Consider the following 23643-nt stretch of genomic DNA (forward strand, 5'->3'; position numbering starts at 1 on the left):
ATCAAACACAAAAGAATCTTCTTTGTGACTTAACCTATAAATTTGCATAAAAGCACATACTTGAAGTTCAAATGCTGTACCAAAATAATCAATAGCTTAATGAAAAAAAATTAGATATACCGATTGAATACTAGAATGCAATCATAGAAAATGATTCCTCTTATGATGTATATTCTTTTATGGTGTAAAAACAACTAAAATATTTTGCCGTCCATCTTGCAAATTCAGAATTCCCAACATAGAAAACGTATATATTTTTCATAATATTAAACAAGCTCAATTCAAAACTTTCCGTCCGTGTAAAAGATGCAAGCCAGATAGTTTATGTTTACCTAATGAAGAGTGGATCCAGCAAATCGTTGAATATATTAATCAAAACTATCACGAACAATTTACCTTAAATAAGCTAGCAAATACATACCACGGAAGTCCCTACCATTTGCAACGTACATTTAAAAAAGGAAAAGGAATTAGTCCACTTGCATACATTCAACAAGTACGTATTACTAAAGCCATGTTTTACCTTGTAACCTCAAACAAAAATATAATAGATATCGGAATAGACATAGGGATACCAAATCCAACTTATTTCATAACATTTTTTAAAAAGAAAACAGGTTTAACACCGACTGATTATCGAAAAAAAAACAACTGATGAAAAGATCCAAACATTAGATTAAACTCAAAACAATTTTAAGAAAGCATCTACTTATATAATCAAAAAGGAAGCATAAGTTTGCATTTTATGCAATGTTATGCTTCTTTTCACATTCTTTTTCTTTATCCCACATTATCAAATAGTAATACCTCTTCACTTTCTACTACCCTATGTTTCCTTATCCATAAAAATATATATACGAAGCTACCCCAACTGCTAAAACAATCCCTAAAAGAAGATAAATGATTGAAAGTCTTGCAATATTTCCTTTCGTTGAAGTTCCATAATTTTCTTCTTCACTTTTTCCTACCATTATTGTCACGATAACTGTCACTACTACTATGATTAATACCCCTAATATCCATGCTAACATTTCTACATCTCCTCCCTTCATTTCTAATTTTACGTTATTTATACTATTTATAACGTGGATATCTTTGTAATTATTTTAACAATTTTCAAACTAATTTTAAAATAAAGAAAAGCACTCGAAAAAAGGACAATTTCCTCCAGCCGAAAAGTAATCGTATATAACCTAAACAAAGGTCCAGTGCATATCCCAAGCACTGGACCTTTGTTTGATATTAGAATTGATGATGAAGATAATACATTCGTCATCAGCGTGGATTTCTCAGCCGCGCCCTCTTTCTCTTCCATGTATATAAAAGAGTTTCTCTCTAAAAGAATAGCCCTATTGCATTTATATATATCCATTTTAATTTTTCGACATCTTTGTCTAGCTCTGCCTCCTAAGCCCTCATGTCTAAGAACCTTCCACACGAGAAGGTAAAAAACACCTTCTGTGTGAAAGAACCTTAGCCAACGGGCCTAAACAGTCGGCTCCGCTTTTCTTTATGACCGCTACTTGCTTTCTCCTTTTGTTTTAAACCTTGCATGTGGCAGGAAAAGGCCCTGACCGCTTCTATGTGTGGCCAGATGCTCTCGCCCACCTAAAAAGAAAGACGGTTTTTATGTCGATTTTTTAATTTGTATTTATATAGTGTCGTTCTTCGGATAATGGAAGATTAAAAAATTACAAGTTAACCATTTCATAACCATTTACAAAGTACTCTATTGTTTCTAACTCATATTCGTTTAATTCTCTATCAAGTTCTTGTTTATACGCTATTTTTATTTTTTCTGCATCGCCTTTATGTGTTTCCGTGTAGGTACCTACTGTTTTCAGCAAACGAATCTCTTGCAAAAATTCATTTCTATCAATTGCTTTCCCGTGTGAAAGAATATAAGTCTCAGCATCAAATTTCTCTAATTCTTGTATTAATTCAAACGTTCGTTTTGTTGTATAGTTCCACTTCGAAGAAAAAATATCTGCATAGATACAATCTCCTAAAAACAATATCTTTTCTTCTTTAATATAAATGACAACGGAGTCATGTGAATGGTTCCCTCCTACATGCTTTAACACACATGTCACATCACCAAGGTCTAATTCAAGTTGTTTCTGAAACGTTAATGACGGTAAGACAATTTGAATATTTCTTGGTTGTTCACTGAATTCTTTTTTTATACAAGTAGCACAAAATTCAATTTCTGTACCTTCTTTTACTCGTGCGTCCAAGGCCTCATCTGTCCATTCATAAGGAACGAGTGTATTCATCTCTTTTTTTGTTTCACTATGTGCGATAGACAAAGCATTTTTTAATACAGGTAATCCAAAAATATGATCCCAATGCCAGTGTGTTAATGCAACGAAATCAGGATTTGAGATGTTCTGTTCGTTTAGCATTTCTAAAAACAAATGTGCATGTGCTTCTGAATTACCTGCATCTATCATCAAAGTCTTTTCTTTTCCAACTACCATTCCTAAAATAGGTCTATCTGTTTCAGAAACAGGTGTCATATACCAAAATGAATCTCCTATTTTTTTTATTTGCTGCATAACTATTGCCTCCATTTATGAATGATAATTTTGCCGTTGGACAAAATTTGACGCTTACAAAGAAAATAAAAAAATAGAGATTCTAAAAAATAATCGTATGACTCTTTAAACTCTCCACCTTCTATTTTATTTTTCTTCTAACAATAAAGCACGCAAAGCGTCTAACTGTTCTTTCGTAAGTCCAATTCCTTTTTCAGCATATTGCTCCGCAGAACCATATACATTGTGAATTTCATCAAATGCCGCTTGTAAATATTCAACCCTCGCTTCAAACATTGCACTTAAAATTGCAATACTTGCTTCATCTTTAAGCTGCGCTCCTAAAAAAGCCACCATTTTCTCATTCAACTGTTCCCGAAATCCATTACTCAGTAAATAATCCTGCATGACTGTCTCTTCGGGCACACCTAATAGCAGTAATAATAAAGCGGATGCAAAGCCAGTTCGATCTTTTCCTGCTGTACAATGGTTTAAAAGCGGTAAGTTGTTTGCATCTTGTATAAGCTCTAAAAATGTCACAAATGCTTCATTACCAGTTACAAAATCCCTGTTCATCTTCACTAAATATTCTCCTGGCTTGCCAAGCATTGATAAATCTCCTAAACGGAAAAACTCATTAATATTTAAGTCTTTTGCTAAATCTTGCATAACTGGTAAAGAAACTTGACGAACATCTTGTATTTCTGGATTTGGTTTATGTTGCACTTCGAAATCTGTACGATAATCGCAAACAACTTTCAAGCCTAAATTATGTATATAACGAATATCTTCTTCTGTTAATCCTGCTAATTCTTCAGAGCGGTACAATTTCCCCCATTTCACCACACGGCCATCTTTTGTTGCATACCCACCTAAATCACGAAAGTTAAATGCACCTTGCAGCGGTAAGCGGCGCTCTGCTACTGTAATACGCTCTCCTTCGTTCGGAACTAATCGAAAATAAACTCGCATAGCTGGATTCGGATCTTCGATTGTAATGGAAGAGGCATCTGTTACAACCGTTAATAATTGTCCATTTTCTTCAATATTCTCTGGGGATGTACTCCAATAAACACGCACTGATTCTTCTGCACTGCCCCAGTTTATAGATAAAGTGTTAGCGTTTTCTCGCTCTACTGTTACATCTAAGCCTGTTCGTTTCATGTTCGTTTTCATTTTTTCACCTATCACTTTCTCTATCGTTTCTACCCCCTATTGTATACCACATCATGTAACGCGTCTTACATATTTCATGACATTTTGCAATCAATTTATAAATACAGAGAAAACATTTCTTGTATATTTGTAAAAGATGTACAAGGTATTCCTCGAAATACATAGGCAATTTGTTCATTCCCCAAATCTTGATATACAACTGTACCTCTTTGCGGGTGCACATAGTATTCACAGTTTCCAATCTTTTGCGGGGAACTATAATTTCTTATCCATGAGGATACAGGGTGATAGCTATAATTAGTATGCCGACATGCCCATAGTGTATATAACTGCTCTTTTGCATCCCAATATACATACTGCGTTTCGTTGTCACCAAAACCAACAGACTCTAATTCCCATGAACAGGGAACTAGAAGCGGTAATGATACAAACTCCTTTTCTTTAGGAGAACTCCATGCAAAGCAACGACTGATTTCGCCTCCGCCCTTTTCTATATGAGCCTGAAAACTTAAACGATGAAATGGTAATTTCATTTGTTGTTTTGCTTTCTCTAATTCAAGTGGCTGTAAACCATATAAAAATCCCTCCATCTGATGCTGCTCAATAACTCCATCATCAATAGAAATTTCAATTTGTGTTTTCCACTTAGAAGTGACGTAACTATCGCACCCTTTATAATTTATACCACGCCAATATGTAAGTTTATTATATTGAAAACACTCGCCCTGTGCATGAGACAAACAACTGTCTGGAAAAGTCGGTTCCATAATATCCAGAAAAAACTGTTTCACGCGAAACATTCCTGTAGGAGTAATCACCTGAAACCAAAGCGTTTCCCACTTTTCACTCTCCTGCCGCTGTGATATGTGCTCTACATGCCAGTCTGGAAATAAAACTTCCGGATATAACGGAACCATTCTTTTAAATACTTGTTTTATCATCAAATTCCCCCTTGAGTTATTTCTTCAATAATTCGAGAGGGATCTTCATTTACCCTTTTCTGATCACTCTTGTGTATTTCTCTATCTTCCCTAACTGTATACAGTTGTTGTTAGAAAACACTCGTTTCATGGCATCGTTCATTTCGTCAGTACTCCCCACATAATATGAAGCACCGATTTCTTTTAAAATGTATAACGCTTTTTCATGAAGCATTGTCCCGTATCGTTTTCCACGCATATTCGGGACAATACCAAGATAAAACAATCTCCCTTCTTCTACCGTACCTGGCTCAATATGCGGCAAAATAACTCCTACTGGATTTTCTCCTTGAAAAGCGACTAAGCAATGTTCGTTCCACCTGCCGCCAATTTCTGTTTGAAAAGCATATAATAATTGGTCTATAGATAATGTTTCTTTCGTATTTAAAGAATCCTGCATAGATTCCAGCCAAATTGTTTTAAATGCGTCTTCGCCTACTTCATCTATTGTTTTCAGCGTAAACGGAACTTCCACCTCTGTAACATCAGATAAATCTTTCAGTACCATCACACAACTTTTTTGATGCTGAAATTGTAAATACTGAAACACCTCTTCATAATGTGTATAATTTGGACTTTTGGGTGAAACAACAAAATGTAAATGTAAAACTCCTTTATTCGTTGCTTTTTCTATCCAATATTGCACTACCTCTGTCACTTGTTCCTTTGTATAGGAAACTGAATTATTTTCTTCAATGGTAATATAATGAGGCTCTCCCACTAATACTTTAAAATCCCGTTCCATATTAACAAATTGATTCATTCTTTAACCTCTTTCTACACAATTTTTAAAATAACATGTTTTCTATTGCATGAGCAGGAGTTCTTACATATATGTAGAATACTATGAAGTTAGGATTTACTCCATACGAAACATACTTACAATTTGTACGTATGAAATATAAATAAAGAAACAGGTGTCTATATGGGATATATCGAAGAAATGCGTAGTTTAGTTGGAAATCGGCCACTCATTTTAGTAGGTTCACATGTGATTCTATTAAACAAAAATAATGAAGTACTCCTTCAACTTCGCAGTGATTACAATTGCTGGGGCATAATTGGAGGTGCGCTTGAATGTGGTGAAACGTTAGAAGAGGCTGCTAAACGAGAAGTCTATGAAGAAACAGGATTAATCGTGAAACATTTAGAACCACTTCAAACCTTTTCTGGGAAAGAATTTTTTAATATTTATCCAAATGGAGATCAAGTATACGGTGTTCTCGTTACATACGTTTGTCGTGATTTTGAAGGAACATTACGTATCGATCACGCTGAATCAAAAGATTTGCAATTCTTTCCCATCCACGATCTTCCTCCAAATGTTGGATCAGTACATAAATTAGTTTTAGACACATTCCTAGAAAAATTTTGTTAAATAATATTGTTGATTTGAGCTATAAAACAAGGGAATCCCTATTTACGGAGTTCCCTTGTTTTATTAAAGCCCACTTTAGTTGAATTAGATTAACTCTTTTAACCGTTTTATTGCAGAGTGAACTGTAAGCCTATGATAGGAAACTAATTCATTCTTATAGATGACTCCATAGATACCATAAGGAGTAGGTGAAAGTCTCAACAATTCTTCTCTGTTTTTTATATCAATAATTTCTGTATGAATACCTAATTTGTTCGCTGCTTCAACAACATTATTGGTTGATACATCTACAAACGGACACTGCTGAGTACGGAGGATTGTTAAACCTGTAAAAAGCTTAAGTCGCTCATCCCAATCTTTTGGAAAATATGAGTCAGGTGAATGTCCAAATTTGTTAACAAGTAACTCAAAACCATAAGGTGCATGATCTACTTCTCTAAAATTATTCTTTATAAAAACGTCCTTACTAGGGGTCCAAGAAGTATTTGGATTTGTAATCACAATAACTCCATCTTTATTTTGTTCCTTAGCATCTTGAATACTTTTATGAATCAATTTTGAGGCATACCCTTTTCCCGTAATAGTTATCCATAAGCAATGGATAACCATATAATTTTCACCATAGACAACTCTCGAGGAATATTCAATAGGTGTATATTCAATAAATCCTGCTGGTTTGCTATTCTCCATTATTTTTATATACTTTAACCCTTCATCAAACCTTCCCATAAGCCATTTGTTTTTATTTATGTAACCTGTTGAAGTTGGCTTGCTACGAAGACAATAACACCCTTCATCTTTTAAATTCCCTTCGTCTAATTCTATCAGCTCGACTTGTGCCAATATACTTCTCCCCCCTTGCGAATACGTTCCTTACCATTTGTTCTAACCTGAAATGCTCACTTTTGTGCAGGTCATAAACGTCCTCCACACCTAAATGAAACAAATCAATTGGCTGTTTTCAGATTAACACCCAATCCGTTTTTTTAGTCACAAATTCTTTATACAACATAAATAATGTTTCAAGTTCTTTCGGTTCACTTGGCAAAGAAGAATCTGTTTTTATTTTGAAAATAAGTTTTTTCAGCTTTTCTGGTTCTTCAAATAATGGAATGACATTTCCATAGCTTTTACTCATTTTTCGTCCATCGAGACCTGGTACAATTGCTCCTTCTTCTTGAATGATATACTCTGGCAATACAAAGATTTCACCAAACGTTCCTATACTTTTAATTATAAATTACTATATAGTAAACTTCTTTCTATTATTAAAAAATAACACCTTAAAACCCCATAATTTATTTGTTATACTGAATATTGTAATGGAACCATGTTGGTTTTAAGGAGGACATATTTTGAAAGACACTGTAAAAATACTAAAATGGGTAAGTGGTGGTTTGGAAGCCCTATTCGGAATACCTGTACTAGGTGGAGCAATTATTGTTTCTTTATTTTGGCTACCCCTTCTCTTCATGTTAGCATTACATATCATTACTTTAGTATTAGCTAAACAGAGTGGTATGAACGCTAACGGTAATGTTTTAGGAATTGTAACATCTTGTATTGCTTGGATTCCATTTGTCGGAATGATTATGCACATTTTATCGGCTATCTTTATTATGATGGACGCAGCTCGTAAAGAAGAAACTTCAATTTAAGGAGTATGATGATTTTCGTACGACGGGGAAACTGTAGAATATGCAACAACAAAAGTTTTTAAGTGATGATATAGAAATACATGTCGTGGAAATTCCAAAATTGCTACAGCAGTGGCGCGAGGAGAAAGTGAATCCGTGGGAAAATTCTTTTGTTCGATGGTTATTATTATTACCAGCCAACGAAGATGAACATTTAACACATACCCTGGAGGAGATTGCGATGAACCAGGATCCAATTTTACAGAAGGCAATGGATAAATGGGAGCATATGAGCCAAGATGCTTCGTTCCGTCAAGCTTACGAAGCACGCGAAAAGATCTTGATGGATGAAGCGGCAGGGATTGCACATGCTCGTAATGAGGGGAAAAAAGAAGGTATTCAAGAGGGTATTGAACAAAGAGTCCAGCAAGGAAAAATACAAATGATCAAAGGTATGTATGAACTAGGTGTATCACTTGAAACAATTTCCAAATAAAGTAAATTAAGTTTAAAAGAAGTGAAACGTATTATAAAACAAAATTCATTACAAACGAATAAAAACTTGGCATTTTATTTACCACCCATTGATTATTTTCATAACTGAATTCTATTTCTACATCTTTTGTTACATTTTCATACTCGTTATATGTCTCCACTTTTGCTGCTAACTTAGCATCCTTTAACTGAGAAGAAGTAATCTTTATATATTTAGTCGCAGCTTTTGAACCTGGATCTCCAATAACATAGTGCATTTTTCCGTCTATTTCTTTTACATATTCACTTTGCATATATTCCGTAATAAATTGTTTTGAGAAATATGTAGTCAATGTAGTTTCTAACGCTTTTTTTGTATTATATGCGGGAATGAGCAATTCCCCGTATGAAAAACGCCCCATTGATTTTGAATTCCCTGTGAATGCTCTAGTTTGGATATAGGTGAGTTCTTTTTGTGCATTTAATACTTTGTTTAACATTGCGTCATTAGTTAACGGTTTATCTTTTATTTCATTTGATTTGTTTGTCTTCAGATTTAAAATAACGCCATTATCTGTATATAGATACATATCTCCTGCTATAAAATATAAATAAGATTTAGAAGGTTCAAGAGCTTTGTTATAGACTAATTCTTCACTTCCACCACTGATTTTTCTCTTATAAACACCGTCATTTTTTACATAATAAAAAGTATCCCCTGTTATGTTCATCTGTAAGACGTCCTGTATTAATAACTTTTCTGTATTTTGCTGAACGTCTAACTCGTATATACCGTGCGTAGCTTTATGTGCTTCAAAAGGGAGCGAGAAATCTACAACAGCATATAGTTTTTCATCATGATATACCACACTAGATATTTCTGCATACTTTTCCTTTGACCAGGTTTTGTTATTTTTGGTAACCTGTGTTCCACGATTTTTATTCCAATGTAGAATACTATCATCTATTGTTTGAGCCCAACCAGTGTATTTAAGTGTAGTGTCCTCTTCTTGTCCTGTTTTCAAATCCATTTTTATAATCCCTACAATATCAAAACCACCATGCTCCGAGTATTTTTTCGGATAAAACAAAGTTTGATCTTTTATATATACGTAACTTGTATCTGTTTTCAATGTATCGAGTTTTTTAGCTGAAATGTCATATTTCATTAAAGAAGGCATTTCATTTGAACCTGTATTATCATTTGTAGCCATATGGATAAAATATAAAGATTGACTGTTTATATTTATATAAGAGGCGTTTACATCTTTTACTAAAAGTTCTGATGTTTGAAAATAATCCTTTGTACGATAAATACCTCTTGTATTCTTACTTCCATTGACCGCATAATAAATCCAACCATCACTTTCGACCATTTTCCCTTTGTTAGAAATGTTCCCAACCGTATTTCCTCTTTTTTCAGGCTCTTTTATTTGCTGCTGTACTATTGAATCAGCTTGTGTTTCCTTTTTTTCTTGTTTGACATTTGTTGTATTTGCTGTTTTGTTCTCTGCTTTACAACCAAAAAGAGAAATTGAAATGGCCATGGTTATAATAGTAACTATTATTTTTTCATAAACGTTCCCCATTGTTTACCTCCCTTATAATATTTCAATAGAATTAAACATTGGTAGTAATTGTCTATTTGTGTTTAATTATACCTATTTTTACAAATATAAACAATTTTCCGTTTATTTTTATAACAAAAATTAGTTTTACAAAAGATAAAAAGTATTAAACTTATAAAAGCCATTGATTTCAAGCGAAAATGCTGATATCAATGGCTTTCTATATAGATATTTAACGAACAGTTTTACAAACAATAAAAAGTTCTCAACTTAGTTTTACTTTTTATAAATAATGCATCCTTAAAAGGATACATAAAAACAACGAATCTTCGCTATATCCTTAGTAAAGGTCTCAAGATGTCTAAGTTTAAAAGCCACTTTCAGTCATTTAAAACTAAGGAGCGATTTCTTTCCGCCCATCGTAGAAGTATAGTTTCATCTGAAGTCTCTCTAGCAGGATCCTCAGAAAAACAAAAACTGATTGTTGAATCATCCTTTAGTTTTTCAAATAATTCCGGTCTCAATAGTGCTGCTTTTTGATTATTTTCAGGCCTTCTTTGCCCTAGTGTACCATCATTTTTAAGTCTGTTTCTTTTGACACCAAAACAGTAGATACCAGAAGAAGACTCGGAATCAGATTTATTCAAATACCCTGTTATAGACTTTTCTAATGACGACTCTTTATTTATGATTAATTGATTTGGAATAAAAGTAGAAAAATATTGTGTGAATTGTTGAATGATATCTCCTAAATTTTCTTGATCAAAATTGATTTCGAAAAACTCTCTAAACGACTTATAAGCTGGAAAATGCAATTTATATAAATCTGCATACGCACATAAGCTTTCGGATCCATTTCCTTTTTTTATAAATTCCAGTTTTACAACCGCATATGGACTATCCTTAGTTTCCCCTTTTGAATAAACTTTTACTAAAACAATATATTCTATCTTTTTATACTGAAATAGAAAAGCATCTACAGCCCAATTTCTTTTCTTTAATTCATCTCGGATAAGTTTTAAATTGTATAAAGGAGCTTTTTGTGAACACATTTTATAATCCTCCATCCCTCTTATTTTTTGAATATTCTAACTTAATCACTTTAAATATATAGTAAAATTTTTACAAATTAAACCATGTCATATAATTTAGTGTCCCAAAAAGTAAAGTTTTTGGAATCCTAGTATTTACCAATCAATTTAAACGTGGTATTCTATGTTTAAGACGTTCCAAAAACTTATTCCAAAAGTGGGGTGGAAATTTGATTCGTGGATATGCCAGAGTAAGTAGTAACGATCAAAATTTAGATACACAAATTGAAGCATTAAAAAAATTCGGAGTAGATGTAATTTATCAAGAAAAGGTAAGTGGTGTGTCTGAAAAGCGACCAGAGTTAGAAAGTTTACTTGATGATCTCCAAGAAGGAGATACAGTTGTTGTAGCTAGAATGGATCGTCTGGCTAGAAGTTTGAAACATATGTTGGAGCTGGTTGAGAATTTAGAAAAACGAAATGTTCATATAGTTAGTCTGGATTATAATTTTGATACCAGAACAGCAACTGGAAAAATGTTATTCCATATTATTGGTGCTGTTGCAGAATGGGAACGTGAACTTTTAAAAGAAAAGCAAAAAGCTGGTTTAGATATTGCCAAGAAAAAAGGTGTGCAGCTAGGCCGACCACGTAAGTATGGAAAAAAGCATGAGGGAATGGATCATGCCATTACGTTATATAAAGAAGGAAAGCATACGATAGGGAAAATTTGTAATATAACACAAGTCAGTCGATCAGCTCTATATCGTGAAATTAACAAAAGAGATTTAAAAAAATAACAGGGTGTTGCAAATACAATACGAAGAGTAGCAAATGCATTTTATGACTTTGCTCTTAATAAATTTTAATTAATAAAATGTGGAGGTGTAGATGGTGAATTATAACGATTCATATTATCAAATGATAGAAAATAAATGTAAAGAATTTGAGGTGCCAACAGATTTATATGCGGGTTGGATAAAACAAAAAAAGGAAAGGGATAGTCAAGCAGGCAATAAAGGGTTCACTAGCTTTGTTCTACATCAAGGAACTTTTTCTAATGGCATATATTTCCCGTTCTTTCTTCAAAAATTTGAAGAAGAAACTTTAGAAACAGGAGTTATAGCCATTAAATTATATTTAGATGGAACGCACAAAATTTTATGGGAATACCGCAAGTTTGGGTATCCAGAGGGGGCGTTGCATGCCGAAGAAGGAAAACGTAAATATCTAAAATCAGATGAATTACAACTTTATATTAACGAGGGATATAAATGGTTAGAAACACTCTCTCCGCCAATTTTAATAAATTTTTCACTTGCGGAACAAGGTATATTTCATTCATCATATGAGGACTTAAAATAAAACAAAAACGCACATTATTGTTATGGTACAAATAATCCTTAACGTGTGTTTTATGTTAGTGCGTTGGCTGCACCCCATTGCCATCAAGTTAAGGTTTTGAAGTACCCCCTAAATAAAAATTTTATTTCTCTATAGTTAGTTATTTTGAGAAATGAGCTCATTTTTTTGTTTTTGGGATGTTTACTTTTCTTAAGTTAATGGGCATGTATGGTGACCCCTTATAAGAAACAATAAAAAACAGTAGTGATTTTATACACTACTGTTTTTTATTGTTCATTTTCAAATGTAAACTTTTCATTTTTAGTTAACTGTATATTTTATACATATGGGGTTAACATAACGTTTCACTACCCCAAAATCACTTTCCCATCAACCTCAGCGTGTTTTGCTAATTGTAAATGATGATGCTTTGTCATTAAAATCAGGCAAGTTAAATACCTTTTCACCGTTCGTATCATTAATTAATTCTTTTGTTTCTCCACCATAGTTAGCGTTTTGATAAAGTACAACTTTCGTATATGCACCTACGATTACCGATGAAGCCATATCGTTAAATGAACTACCAATTGGACTATTATCAAATGAAGGGCGAGAGATTGTTTCTGTATAATTATATCCTGAATTTCCATTGTTTTCGTAACTATGTTGTAAAAACGTTACACTATACGCTGGAAGCTGATCAATCTCATACGATGATGTTCTATTATCAAAAGTAGTTAGGTCGTACGTTTTTACATAATCACTATCATTTATAACAGTATGTCTGTATCCAGATTTATTTGAATTTTCGTGAACCACTAATCTTGTATGTGGCTCCAATGCTACACTAGAAATTTTATCATCAAAGTATGAACCTCCTGGACTATCTCCCACCCAATTTCTTGACATTGTGTCTATATATGATTGACCTGATCCGGATAGATTTTCATAAAACGTTACACTGTGAGATGTTGGAGGCGTAGTACCTAATTCAATAATATACGATGACATTTTGTTATCAAAAGAAGTTAAATTTATTAGTTGATCGACATTTGTAGTATTTGTATAGACAGAGGAAGCTCCACCATAGTTTGCATCCTCAAAAACGGTTAGTTTTGTACCTGGAGTTAGTTTCACGCTTGAAGCTCGATCATTAAATTCGTCCCCGCCAGGACTGTTGGACATAAACTGTCTTGATAGGTATGCTCCTCTTACAGTATCTCTAAAGCTTTGTCCATTGCCATTTAACTCGTCATAAAACAACGCATTGAAATAAACTGGATAAGCATTGTATCCATCTAAATGGTACACAATGTAAGAAGAAGTTTTATCATTATAAACTCCATTCGCTATTGTACTGAGGTTATAGAAAACATCTTGGTCTGTATTATTTGAGAGATAATACGTGGAGCCAGTATAGTTTTCTCCATCATAAATTCTCAATTCTGTTCTAGCTGCCAATGTCACACCTGATATATTTTTATTAAACTTCCAGCCACCAGGACTATTATTCACACTGGATCTGGAGACAGATTCAGTATACTCAGCTCCAGTGTTCTTTCCATTTTCATAAAAAGTAACACTATTCGAACCGATATCCTCAATTTTATAAGACGAAGTTTTATCATTGAAACTTTGCGTTAGGTCGAAAAATTTATCTGCATTCGAAGCATTTGTAACGGTATAAGACACACCACTAAAATTTTCACCATCATATAATGTTACTTTTGTATTCTTTCCCACAGTCAAACTTGAGATTGTATCATTTAAATTTGAGCCACCAGGACTACTTCCAAAATTGTTACGTGAATATGAATCAATAAATTTCGTTCCAATACTTGGATCTTGCACATAGAATGTTACATTATTCTTTGAACTTGTAGCTGCTTCAGCTGTACCTACAGAATTTGATAAATTGATAGAATTTCCTAATACTGCAGCTAATGCAACTGAGATTACTAGAAATTTTTTTCTCAATTTACGCATTTTTTCGCCTCCTAATTTTAAGAAAAATAGAATTATTTAATTAGCAAGGATACTTTCAAAGAGGTCCCACCTTCTTCATCTTATTTCGCTAATCAAATTCCTAAGCATTATCACTAAAGTGAAAAAGCTCAACTAAATATTACCATTTTTCAAGTGGTACCTTATTGAGAAAAAAATCAAGAAATTATATTTATATTTTGGTTTTAAGCTATCGTTTCACATCAATTTGATGCAATTGTGTCTAAACGTACAATTTTCTTTTTTTGATATGGTGACCCCATGCCCATCAACTTAAGAATTCAGAATTACCCCAAAACGAAAAAATGAGCTTTTTTGCTACAAGTTAGCACAAAATTTCGTTCTGGGGGCATTTACCTTTCTTAGCTTGATGGCGATGGGGTACCGCCAGCATTTTGGAAAAAAACCACGTTAAGCAAATTTCGACATAAAAATAAGCGATTTTAACAACGCTAAGGCTGCTTAATGCAGCACAATGTCATTTGTGTTGCATTAGAACTAAAAAAGACTAATGCAAATGGGTGTTAACGCAACACAATTTATCGAAATGATCTAATTTCGAATACAACACAATTTAAATTAGCGTTAAAATGGATCGAAAATCCTTAGCGTGGTTTTTTTCCGTTTTGCGGTCTGTACCCCAGTATGGTCACATATTCAGATGAAAATTTAAATTCATATATTAGGCCCAGTACCAGCGTTCTTGTAACCAGGGGCAAAGTAGCGAATTTTATTAATATATACATGTTTTTCAGTAACAAAAAGGTATTTAATCAATAAAGTTACAAATTATTTTTGATACAGTATTTTGTTACAACAACTTCAATAGTTATAAAAGTGGTTGTTTTTTTAAACGAAACGTAACAAAAATGATCGTTTTTGTTACAGTAACTTTATAAAAAAACCACTCATTATTAGAGTGGCTTCTTATAATGTCTTTTTTACAAACAAAATAAAAATTAATAGACTAATAAATCCTGATATCGCGCAAACAATAAATAACATTTGATATCCCATGAGTTGTGAAACAAATCCTAGAATGATAGATCCTAAACCAATCCCTAAATCAAAAGCAGTAAAAAATGTAGCGTTTGCTACACCTCTTTTCTCTGGTGGAGCTAATCGTATCGTTACTATTTGAAGAGCAGGTTGTGCTGATCCGAATCCAATTCCGTACAAAATAGCTGTAATCACTAGTCCAACAAGCCCTTTTGTCATTGCTAGGACGAATAGTGCAATTATCATTATAAAAAGCGCAGGAACAATAATGATCCCTTCTCCACGCTTATCGGATATTTTCCCTGCAATCGGTCTAATTACTATAAGTGTGACAGCATAAACTAAGAAAAAAGTACCAGCGTTCACTTGAATCTTTGCCGCAAACAGTGGTAAAAATGTTGTAATGCCACCAAAAGTAAGGGATAAGAAAAATGTCACAATAGCGATTGGTAAAACCGTTTTTTCAAAAAATGATATTGGTTGTTTTGAGGTATGCTGAACGGCTGAAATTTTTGTACCAAGCGCAAGTATGAATGCAATAAGTGCTAATGCTGTGCATAGTAGAAATAAATAATGAAATGAAAATGATTTCGCTACCCAAAGACCTACTATTGGTCCTAAAGCCATACCTAAAGTCATTGCAAGTCCGTACCATCCCATTCCTTCTCCGCGACGAGATGGTGGAATCACATCAGTCACAGCTGTTCCGATCGAAGTTGTAGCAACCGCCCAGCCGATTCCATGGAGGATACGTAATACCACTAAAAATATAACTCCTGTTACCCAATCATAAAAATACATTGTAATTGCAAAAAATAGTAGTCCGCTTATTATAAATACGCGCCGACCATATCGATCCATTAATCCTCCAACAATAGGACGGAAAATTACTGCCGATATTGTAAATACTCCAATAATAAATCCAACTTGAGATTCACTCCCGCCTAATTGTTTAATAAATATAGGCAGTGTTGGCATTAGTAAATAAAAACCACTAAATAGTAATAATGCTGTAATTGTCAGCATGATATAGTTTTTTGTCCATAAACGTTCCATTGTAATGTAATCCTGCTTTCTATCGTTGAATAAGTTGAGAATAAAAAACTCGTATCAATTAGGTTCTTACTGCTCCAAAATAGCGAGATAAGCAAATAAAAAAGCAGTACCACCGCTATAGAATTGTTGGTACTGCCATATTGAGTGACAAGTGTTTTGTTAATTAGAACGTAGTTGCTACTTTAACAGCCTTTTCAAGACCTGCAGAGATAATTTCTTCTGCTTTATCAGGGAATTGGTTGTGGCCTTCAATCACGACTTTCTCCATAGCTTTTACACCAAAGAAGCTCATCATACTTGCTACATATTTAACAGCCATTTCTACTTCAGCTTTTGGTCCTTCAGAATATACACCGCCACTTGCGTTTAATAATGCAATTTTCTTATCTCCAATAAGACCAACTGGGCCTTCTGGCGTATATTTAAATGTTTTGCCCGCGCGGTTTAAATAGTCAATATATGTGTGTAGTACAGCTGGGATTGTTAAGTTCCATAACGGGAAACCAAATACAACTTTATCAGCTGCAAGGAATTGGTCTAAATATTTATCAGCAACAGCTACTGCTTTCGCTTCCTTTTCTGTTAAATCAAGTCCTCTACTAGCCTTAAATGTACCGTTAATCATATCTACTCCTACATATGGCAATTCTTCATTGTATAAATCAAGCTCTACCACTGTATCATTTGGATGTGATTCTTTGTAGCTCGCTAAAAAAGCCTCATATAATTTCACACTAACCGCTTGGTCTGCTGGGCGATTGTTTGCTTTTACAAATAAAACTGTTGTCATTCTTTTTTCCTCCTATTATTCACTCTTACGTTGTTATATATTTACTCATTAAAAATGGGTATCCCATTTCTTTTATGACAAAAGCAATGTAGTCAACCGAATTGACTACATTGCTTATATTACAATAGAATTCGAATAAAGTCAACTAAATTGACTTTATTCGAGGAGGTTTTATATATAAATCATCAAGTATTTATATCATTAACATTCTCCATCTACAGTACATTGTGGTCCATCTAACTCATTTTCTTTACTTTTTTCTAGTTCTTGATCAATCACCTTTGCTAATCTTCCTTTGCTAGTAAACCCTTGAATGACCTCGTCTCCAATCATGAATGAATACAAATTTATCTTGGTTCAATAACAATGTGGTAAAACATTGTCTTTACAATGTCTTTTTAAAACTGCACTCCATGTCTCCACCTAGCGCTTCAGCTGTATCACCAGTTTCTCTGAAATCATGTGTATGAATTAGTTCAAACGGGCCAAAATCTGTTTGTTTATAAAATTCATAGCAAGGGAATCCATCATGTTTACCTTCAATATCAACAGTACCATCTTTTTTGACATGCACAGTTAAAAGATAGTCAACAGCAGGTGCATTTATATTTAATGGGTTGCTAGCACTTGCACTCATTTGAAACTTGACGTCATTAGAACTCCATTCAATATCAGTGCATACAATACGTTCTGTACTAGCTTTTCCTGTTCTTTTATTAATGGAACCATCTGGAGTTGTAACTCTTTCTGTTGTTATACCCGTATTCCCATATGTGAAAATTTCTTTTTTGTGAAAATCTACAACTACTTCTTGTTCAACTCTAGAACGCATAGCGTTTACAGCATAAGGGGTAAATTCACGTGAGTCACCTTCGAACTCGATTAAGTCTCCCGTTTGATTAGCTCCAGTCCAACCTATTGAAACCCAGGACATTGGGATAAATACACTTGCTCTAATTTTAACGATATTAGCCATGAGAAACACCTCTGTAAATTTATTTTTAAGTAATACAAAACATTGAATCATTGAGCAAAACAGGTCACAATTTCTTTAGAACAATCAATTGTTTTTCCTTTAATAATCGCTACTACTTGTTAAGTATGATACTCTTCTGATTCATATTTATATTTAAATTGTCTTTTTAAAACTGTATTCCATCTCTCCAGCTAGTGCTTTTGGAGTGTCACCAGTTTTTCTGTAATCGTGTGTATAGATTAATTCAAATGGACCAAAATCTGTTTGCTTATAAAATTCATAGCAAGGGAATCCATCATGAGAACCTTCAATATGCAAAGCTCCACTTTTGCTAACACGTATAGTTAATAAATAGTCAGCCGCAGGTGCTGCTGCATCTAAAGGGTTGCTGGCACTTGCCTTCATTTCAAAAGAAACTTCATTAGCGCTCCACACAACATTCGTACATACAATGTTTTCTGTACTTGTTTTTCCTTTTTTATGCTCAATAGAACCATCTGGATTTGTAATTTTTACAGTTGTAATACAAGCATCTGCAAATGTGAAAATTTCTTTTTTATAAAAGTCAATAATCACTTCTTGCTCTAATCTCGACCGCATTGTGTTTGCGGCGTATGGCGTAAATTCACGTGCATCACCGGTATATTCTAAGATTCTTCCTGTTGCAGAATCCTTAATAGGTTCTAACCAAGCATACGGAGCAAATACACTTCCTCTAATTTTAACGATATTAGCCATGAGAAACCTCCATAATGTAATAATTTTTATTTCGGGGAATCCTATTCCTTTTCACTCAGAAAGTAGTCAATTAATTTGACCACTTTTCGTATAGTACAACAAAATTTTTATATAGTCAACTTAATTGACCTTTTAAGAAAGTTTGAATCATCCAATATTGAGGGAATTGAATTGTACATTACTTTTGTCATTATTCATTATTCACTCTTACTTTTAGTATGATAGACAACAAAGCTAAACAAAGATAACAAATAATAACTAGGTTACAAAAAGGAACCTTAATAATTGATTTATCTAAATATTTTTTATTAATACTTAAACTTCCCTTTCTAAAAAAACGTCTATATAGGCTCTTATTTTCTAAGTTATTTTTATTAACTTTTTGATGTGAGTAAAAAATTAACTCCTTATTTTATAAGGTTTTAATTTATGTTTGTATAGAGGAAACTATTTATTTACTAGCCGATAAAGAATAATCAAAAGAAACAATGAGGAAAAATAAGGAAAAATAAAATCGTTGACTATTTTACTTTCACTTGGTTACTATTAGTGACGTAGAGTTCGCAAGTTACTAATAGTAACCAATATTAACCCAATCAACTAAGACACTTTACAAATACATTAAGGGTTTAAGAAAGAAGGAATAATCATATGAATACATTTAATCTTTCTAGTGAAGGATCTATTCAAACAAATTTGAAAGGGAAAAATCTTCTTGCTCAACCTTTCTTAAATAAAGGATTAGCATTTACAAAACAAGAACGTAAAGATCTTAACTTGGAAGGGATATTACCTCCAACAGTTTTAACGTTAGAAGAACAAGTTAAACGTGCTTATCTGCAATTTAAAGAACAACCTAATAATTTACGGAAAAATGTTTGGTTAAACGATTTATCTAATCGCAATACCGTATTATTCTATCGAGTACTAACAGATCATCTTAGTGAAATGTTACCTATCATTTACACTCCGACTGTTGGACAAGCCATTCAAGAGTATAGTCATGAATATCATCGTCCAGACGGTGTTTATCTTTCTATTAATGATATGGATGGAATTGAAAAAGCATTTGCAAATAGTGGATTTAAAGCAGAGGATATTGATTTAATTGTAGCTACAGATTCTGAAAGTATTCTCGGTATTGGAGATTGGGGAGCAAATGGAATTAATATTTCTGTTGGTAAATTGGCTGTTTACACTGCAGCTGCTGGTATCGATCCCAGTCGTGTGTTACCTGTTGTATTAGATGTAGGGACAAACAACGAAGAGTTGTTACAAGATCCTCTTTATATTGGAAATCGACATGAACGTGTTCGAGGCGAAAGATACGAAGAATTTATTGATGCATATGTTGAAAAAGCATTAGAAATGTTTCCAAATGCTTTATTACATTGGGAAGACTTCGGTAATGTCAATGCTCGCAACATTATTGAGAAATACGGAGATAAGATTTTAACATTTAATGATGACATTGAAGGTACTGGAGCTATTACATTAGCAGCTATCCTTTCTGCTGTTCAAGTTACTGACGTTCCATTGCGAGAGCATCGAGTAGTGGTATTTGGACCAGGAGCCGCAGGGATTGGTAATGCTGATCAAATTCATAATGCGATGGTGTTTGATGGTCTTTCGACAGAAGAAGCATATAGTAGATTTTGGGCTGTTGATTACCGAGGACTTTTAACAGACGATATGGATGGTATTTTAAATTTCCAAAAACCTTACTTACAAAAATCGGAAGAAGTAAAAGGTTGGGCGCGTGAAGAATCCGGTAAAATAACTCTTCTAGAAGTAATTAAACAAGTAAAACCTACTATTCTGATTGGAACATCAGGTGTAACGGGAGCTTTCTCAGAAGAAATCGTAAAAGAAATGGCCAAACATGTGGAACGCCCAGTCATTATGCCAATGTCAAACCCAACGTCATTAGCAGAGGCAACTCCGCAAGATTTACTTACTTGGACAGATGGAAAAGCACTAATTGCAACAGGAAGTCCATTTGAACCCGTTTCTTATAAAGGTACAGTATACGAAATTGGTCAATCTAACAATGCATTTGTATTCCCTGGTTTAGGGCTTGGTTCAATTGTCGTAAAAGCGAAAGTGATTACAAGTGGTATGTTTACTGCTGTCGCAAATGCTGTGACTGATATGACTGATAGTGGTAAAACTGGTGCTTCGTTACTTCCAAGTACAAAGGACTTGCGTTCTGTTTCTATAGCAGTAGCAATTCAAGTTGCAAAAGCAGCTATTCAAGATGGCGTGGCTCAACATGTTCCAGAAGATGTTGAACAAGCTGTAAAAGATGCTATGTGGCATCCAACTTATAAATCAGTCAAAGCTAGTGAAAGTTCGGAGATAACTATGTAGGTTTAAATGAATGCCTATCACTCTGATAGGCATTGGTATTTACTAGAAATTATTCACTTTGAAGTTAAATCGTAATTTAGGGATATATACCTAGATCAAATTGAAGTATGGAGGATCTTAAAATGGAAACGAGTCAAATCTTTATTATTCTAACACCTATTTTCTTTACCATCCTATTAGGATATTTAGCCGGATATTTTAAAAAATTTGATGCGAAGACATCACAAGGATTAAATACATTAGTAACTAAATTTGCATTACCAGCCCATTTGTTTGTGGGGATTACAACAACATCTAAGCAAACATTAATTGAAAAATGGCCATTTTTACTTGCCTTAGTTATTGGTATTGTAGGTTTTTATATTATTTTCCTGTTAATTGCTAAATACGTACTTAAGTTTTCATTAACAGAAGCATCAATGTTTTCTTTAAACTCAGCCCAACCAACTTTTGCATTTATGGGAACTCCTGTTTTAGGAAGTTTGTTTGGAGCAAGTGTGGCTGCGCTTCCAATTGCCATTACAGGAATCGTTGTGAATGCCATGCTAGATCCATTAGCTACTATTATTGGTGCAGTGGGTCAACGTCAGAATGAAGAAAACGCCGAGAAAGAAAGTCTTTTGAAAGTAACTGTTAAATCAATCTTACATGGTCTTTCAGAGCCGCTAGCTTGTGTTCCTTTAATTGGGGTTATTCTTGTACTATGCGGGTTCCAATCACCACATTTATTAGCGAAGAGTTTGGAGCAAATTGGTGGCATTACATCGGGTGCAGCGTTATTTGCTGTTGGGGTCACAATCGGAATTCGTAAAGTTCAATTTAGCCCAACTGCGTTTGGGATTTCACTTCTTAAAGTAATCGTTCAACCGCTTGCCATGCTTGGAATTGCGCTTGCAATAGGATTATCTTCAGGTGACGTAACAAAGTTAGTTTTATTAGTAGCATTCCCAGGATCTGCAGTAGCTGCTATGATTTCGTTGAAATTTGACAGTCTAGCAGGTGAGACAGCCTCTTCCTTTTTTATTAGTGCGCTTATGTCTCTTGTTACCCTTCCCTTTTTGATTTCTTGGTTGATGTGAATAAGTTACTGTCAATCAATTGAGATTGTAAAAAATTGAACTGTCCTTTTTAAAAAGGACAGTTCAATAAAAAGACCTTAAAAAATCAAGCATTAAAAAAGATGGTTTCAGCATTCTGCTGGAGCCATCTCTTTTAGTGTCCACTGATAACGCTTATAATTATAGTCCTCAAATGATCTGATTAAACGACTGAAAATTATTTTGGTGGATTAAGTTGATGTACATAATACTATAGAGCGAGATAATATTGTAGGATAAATTAGATACAAGGTAAGTGAAGAAAAGCCTAGGAGAGTTTTCAGATTGAAATATTTAAAAATATTTAGCAACTTCTTTAGCTCTAATAATAGCTTTTTTCTTAATTTCTTCAGCCTGTTCTGGAAATTTGTTATGTCCTTCGACAAATATTCCTTCAAAGAAAGAGGTTCCAAAGAATTCCATTATAACCTCTAAATACCGATGTCCCATCTCTTTACGTGCTTCTGGTCCTTCAGAATAAATATCGCCACGTGCTTGAATGTGCAATGCTTTTTTACCTGTTAATAATCCTACCGCCCCTTCTTTTGTATACTTAAATGTTTTTCCTGATACAGCCACAGCATCAAGATATGTTTTTAAAATGGCTGGAATAGAGAAATTCCACATTGGAGTGACGAATACATACTTGTCAGCTAATAGAAATTGTCCGCCTAATTCGGCTAGACGTCCTACTTTTGATATTTCAATAGGTGTTAATTCATGTAAAGGAATGCCAGATCTAAGTTTCTTCCACCCACTAAATACATCAGCGTCAAGATATGGAATATCCGCTTTGTATAAATCAAGATGAACAACTTCATCATGGGGGTTTAATTCTTTATAGGATTTAATAAATTCTTTTCCAACTGTCAAACTGTATGATTCGGTATCGTCAAGTGGATGCGCTGTAATATAAAGAAGATTTGCCATTTGTTTCTTCCCGCCTTTCTAAGATGAGGTCAGTTATTACTTTAATATGAAACAGTGTAATTTTTTTAATATGAATTGTCTACTTATTGAATTGATTGACTATATTTTTTTGGAAATTGCACTTTGTCTTTTCTTAATATGTGTTGGATTTATGTATTTGGAAGAACCTTTTTATTTACTCTTTTATCCAACTTTCAGCCCATTGACTAATTGGTCCAAGAATTTTCCCTAATTCTGTTCCTTTTTTTGTTAGTAAATACTCTATTCGTACAGGGCGTTCCGCGCTCACATGTCGCACTACCATATCGTTATCCTCAAGCTCTTTCATTCTTTCTGTAAGCATACGTTTACTTAAATCTGGAATCATTGAATGAATTTCACTAAAACGTTTAGGACCACTCATTAGTACATAAATAATTAATCCTGTCCATCTTTTTCCTATTAATTCAAAGCTTTTTTCTATTTTCGGTCCTATGTCTCGTTGTTCATCCATTTCTCATACCTCCGTATAGAAGATTTGTAATTTTATATTCCCTATGTATTTATTGTAATCACATA

General features: G+C 33.7%; 21 protein-coding genes and 4 pseudogenes. 8 read left to right on the plus strand and 17 right to left on the minus strand.

Annotation, left to right across the window (positions count from 1 at the left end):
• Positions 1-140 precede the first annotated feature (140 nt).
• Positions 141-655 (plus strand): annotated as a pseudogene (locus tag WAZ07_RS14690) (Ada metal-binding domain-containing protein).
• Between the two features lie 181 nt (positions 656-836).
• On the opposite strand, the gene WAZ07_RS14695 reads toward WAZ07_RS14690, so the two are convergent.
• From WAZ07_RS14695 to WAZ07_RS14715, 5 genes are all read right to left on the minus strand, one after another.
• The gene (locus WAZ07_RS14695) at positions 837-1031 is read right to left on the minus strand and encodes a hypothetical protein (protein WP_336473064.1); all 195 of its coding nucleotides are present in this window, start codon (positions 1029-1031) and stop codon (positions 837-839) included.
• Positions 1032-1691: 660 nt separating this feature from the next.
• Positions 1692-2558 carry an MBL fold metallo-hydrolase gene (locus tag WAZ07_RS14700; RefSeq protein WP_336473065.1) on the minus strand — a complete coding sequence of 289 codons (867 nt, stop codon included), beginning with the start codon at positions 2556-2558 and terminating at the stop codon, positions 1692-1694.
• 126 nt (positions 2559-2684) lie between these two features.
• Positions 2685-3713: a tyrosine-protein phosphatase gene (locus WAZ07_RS14705; RefSeq protein WP_336473066.1), complete on the minus strand. Its 1029-nt coding sequence runs from the start codon at positions 3711-3713 to the stop codon at positions 2685-2687.
• Between the two features lie 95 nt (positions 3714-3808).
• Positions 3809-4654: a hypothetical protein gene (locus WAZ07_RS14710; protein ID WP_336473067.1), complete on the minus strand. Its 846-nt coding sequence runs from the start codon at positions 4652-4654 to the stop codon at positions 3809-3811.
• Between the two features lie 49 nt (positions 4655-4703).
• Positions 4704-5456, minus strand: coding sequence for a GNAT family N-acetyltransferase (locus WAZ07_RS14715; protein ID WP_336473068.1), 753 nt, complete (start codon positions 5454-5456; stop codon positions 4704-4706).
• A gap of 162 nt (positions 5457-5618) precedes the next feature.
• Between WAZ07_RS14715 and WAZ07_RS14720 the strand changes: the two genes are divergently transcribed.
• Positions 5619-6071 (plus strand): NUDIX hydrolase, encoded by a 453-nt coding sequence (locus WAZ07_RS14720; protein WP_336473069.1) that lies wholly within the window; start codon positions 5619-5621, stop codon positions 6069-6071.
• Positions 6072-6155: 84 nt separating this feature from the next.
• Here the strand turns inward: WAZ07_RS14720 and WAZ07_RS14725 are convergent, their stop codons facing one another.
• Positions 6156-6914: a GNAT family N-acetyltransferase gene (locus WAZ07_RS14725; RefSeq protein ID WP_336473070.1), complete on the minus strand. Its 759-nt coding sequence runs from the start codon at positions 6912-6914 to the stop codon at positions 6156-6158.
• 142 nt (positions 6915-7056) lie between these two features.
• Positions 7057-7290: pseudogene (locus WAZ07_RS14730) on the minus strand (tryptophan--tRNA ligase); the annotation flags it as partial.
• 136 nt (positions 7291-7426) lie between these two features.
• On the opposite strand from WAZ07_RS14730, the gene WAZ07_RS14735 reads away from it, so the two are divergent.
• Together WAZ07_RS14735 and WAZ07_RS14740 are read left to right on the plus strand one after the other, a co-directional pair.
• Positions 7427-7729 (plus strand): hypothetical protein, encoded by a 303-nt coding sequence (locus WAZ07_RS14735; RefSeq protein ID WP_336473071.1) that lies wholly within the window; start codon positions 7427-7429, stop codon positions 7727-7729.
• Positions 7719-8204 (plus strand): annotated as a pseudogene (locus tag WAZ07_RS14740) (Rpn family recombination-promoting nuclease/putative transposase); the annotation flags it as partial. The gene WAZ07_RS14735 and the pseudogene WAZ07_RS14740, both read left to right, overlap by 11 nt.
• 31 nt (positions 8205-8235) lie before the next feature.
• Here WAZ07_RS14740 and WAZ07_RS14745 read toward each other — a convergent pair.
• Together WAZ07_RS14745 and WAZ07_RS14750 are read right to left on the minus strand one after the other, a co-directional pair.
• A complete protein-coding gene (locus WAZ07_RS14745; protein ID WP_336473072.1) occupies positions 8236-9771 on the minus strand; it encodes a DL-endopeptidase inhibitor IseA family protein in 1536 nt (511 codons plus the stop codon).
• A 359-nt stretch (positions 9772-10130) separates the two neighbouring features.
• Positions 10131-10802, minus strand: a complete 672-nt coding sequence (locus WAZ07_RS14750; RefSeq protein WP_336473073.1) for a DUF6037 family protein — start codon at positions 10800-10802, stop codon at positions 10131-10133.
• Positions 10803-11011: 209 nt separating this feature from the next.
• Between WAZ07_RS14750 and WAZ07_RS14755 the strand changes: the two genes are divergently transcribed.
• Together WAZ07_RS14755 and WAZ07_RS14760 are read left to right on the plus strand one after the other, a co-directional pair.
• Positions 11012-11581 (plus strand): recombinase family protein, encoded by a 570-nt coding sequence (locus WAZ07_RS14755; RefSeq protein WP_336473074.1) that lies wholly within the window; start codon positions 11012-11014, stop codon positions 11579-11581.
• 91 nt (positions 11582-11672) lie between these two features.
• Positions 11673-12146, plus strand: coding sequence for a hypothetical protein (locus WAZ07_RS14760; protein WP_336473075.1), 474 nt, complete (start codon positions 11673-11675; stop codon positions 12144-12146).
• Between the two features lie 375 nt (positions 12147-12521).
• Here WAZ07_RS14760 and WAZ07_RS14765 read toward each other — a convergent pair whose 3' ends face one another.
• The 6 genes and pseudogenes from WAZ07_RS14765 to WAZ07_RS14790 all read right to left on the minus strand — a co-directional run bounded on the left by WAZ07_RS14765 (position 12522) and on the right by WAZ07_RS14790 (position 18688).
• Entirely contained in the window at positions 12522-14111 is a 1590-nt protein-coding gene (locus WAZ07_RS14765) for a hypothetical protein (RefSeq protein ID WP_336473076.1), read from the minus strand.
• A 945-nt stretch (positions 14112-15056) separates the two neighbouring features.
• The gene (locus tag WAZ07_RS14770; RefSeq protein WP_336473077.1) at positions 15057-16184 is read right to left on the minus strand and encodes an MFS transporter; all 1128 of its coding nucleotides are present in this window, start codon (positions 16182-16184) and stop codon (positions 15057-15059) included.
• 163 nt (positions 16185-16347) lie between these two features.
• On the minus strand, positions 16348-16974 hold the full coding sequence (locus WAZ07_RS14775; protein WP_336473078.1) for an FMN-dependent NADH-azoreductase: 627 nt from the start codon (positions 16972-16974) through the stop codon (positions 16348-16350).
• A gap of 201 nt (positions 16975-17175) precedes the next feature.
• Positions 17176-17307: pseudogene (locus WAZ07_RS14780) on the minus strand (DsbA family oxidoreductase); the annotation flags it as partial.
• A 52-nt stretch (positions 17308-17359) separates the two neighbouring features.
• Positions 17360-17950: a DUF3238 domain-containing protein gene (locus WAZ07_RS14785; protein ID WP_336473079.1), complete on the minus strand. Its 591-nt coding sequence runs from the start codon at positions 17948-17950 to the stop codon at positions 17360-17362.
• A gap of 153 nt (positions 17951-18103) precedes the next feature.
• Entirely contained in the window at positions 18104-18688 is a 585-nt protein-coding gene (locus tag WAZ07_RS14790; protein ID WP_336473080.1) for a DUF3238 domain-containing protein, read from the minus strand.
• 651 nt (positions 18689-19339) lie between these two features.
• Between WAZ07_RS14790 and WAZ07_RS14795 the strand changes: the two genes are divergently transcribed.
• Both WAZ07_RS14795 and WAZ07_RS14800 read left to right on the plus strand, forming a co-directional pair.
• Positions 19340-21058: an NAD-dependent malic enzyme gene (locus tag WAZ07_RS14795; RefSeq protein ID WP_336473081.1), complete on the plus strand. Its 1719-nt coding sequence runs from the start codon at positions 19340-19342 to the stop codon at positions 21056-21058.
• Positions 21059-21180: 122 nt separating this feature from the next.
• Entirely contained in the window at positions 21181-22137 is a 957-nt protein-coding gene (locus WAZ07_RS14800) for an AEC family transporter (protein WP_336473082.1), read from the plus strand.
• A gap of 312 nt (positions 22138-22449) precedes the next feature.
• Here the strand turns inward: WAZ07_RS14800 and WAZ07_RS14805 are convergent, their stop codons facing one another.
• Entirely contained in the window at positions 22450-23085 is a 636-nt protein-coding gene (locus WAZ07_RS14805; protein ID WP_336473083.1) for an FMN-dependent NADH-azoreductase, read from the minus strand.
• 175 nt (positions 23086-23260) lie between these two features.
• Positions 23261-23578, minus strand: coding sequence for a winged helix-turn-helix transcriptional regulator (locus WAZ07_RS14810; RefSeq protein WP_336473084.1), 318 nt, complete (start codon positions 23576-23578; stop codon positions 23261-23263).
• Between the last annotated feature and the right edge of the window lie 65 nt (positions 23579-23643).

The sequence above is a fragment of the Bacillus bruguierae genome (genome assembly GCF_037104725.1).
Lineage (GTDB): Bacteria > Bacillota > Bacilli > Bacillales > Bacillaceae_G > Bacillus_A > Bacillus_A bruguierae.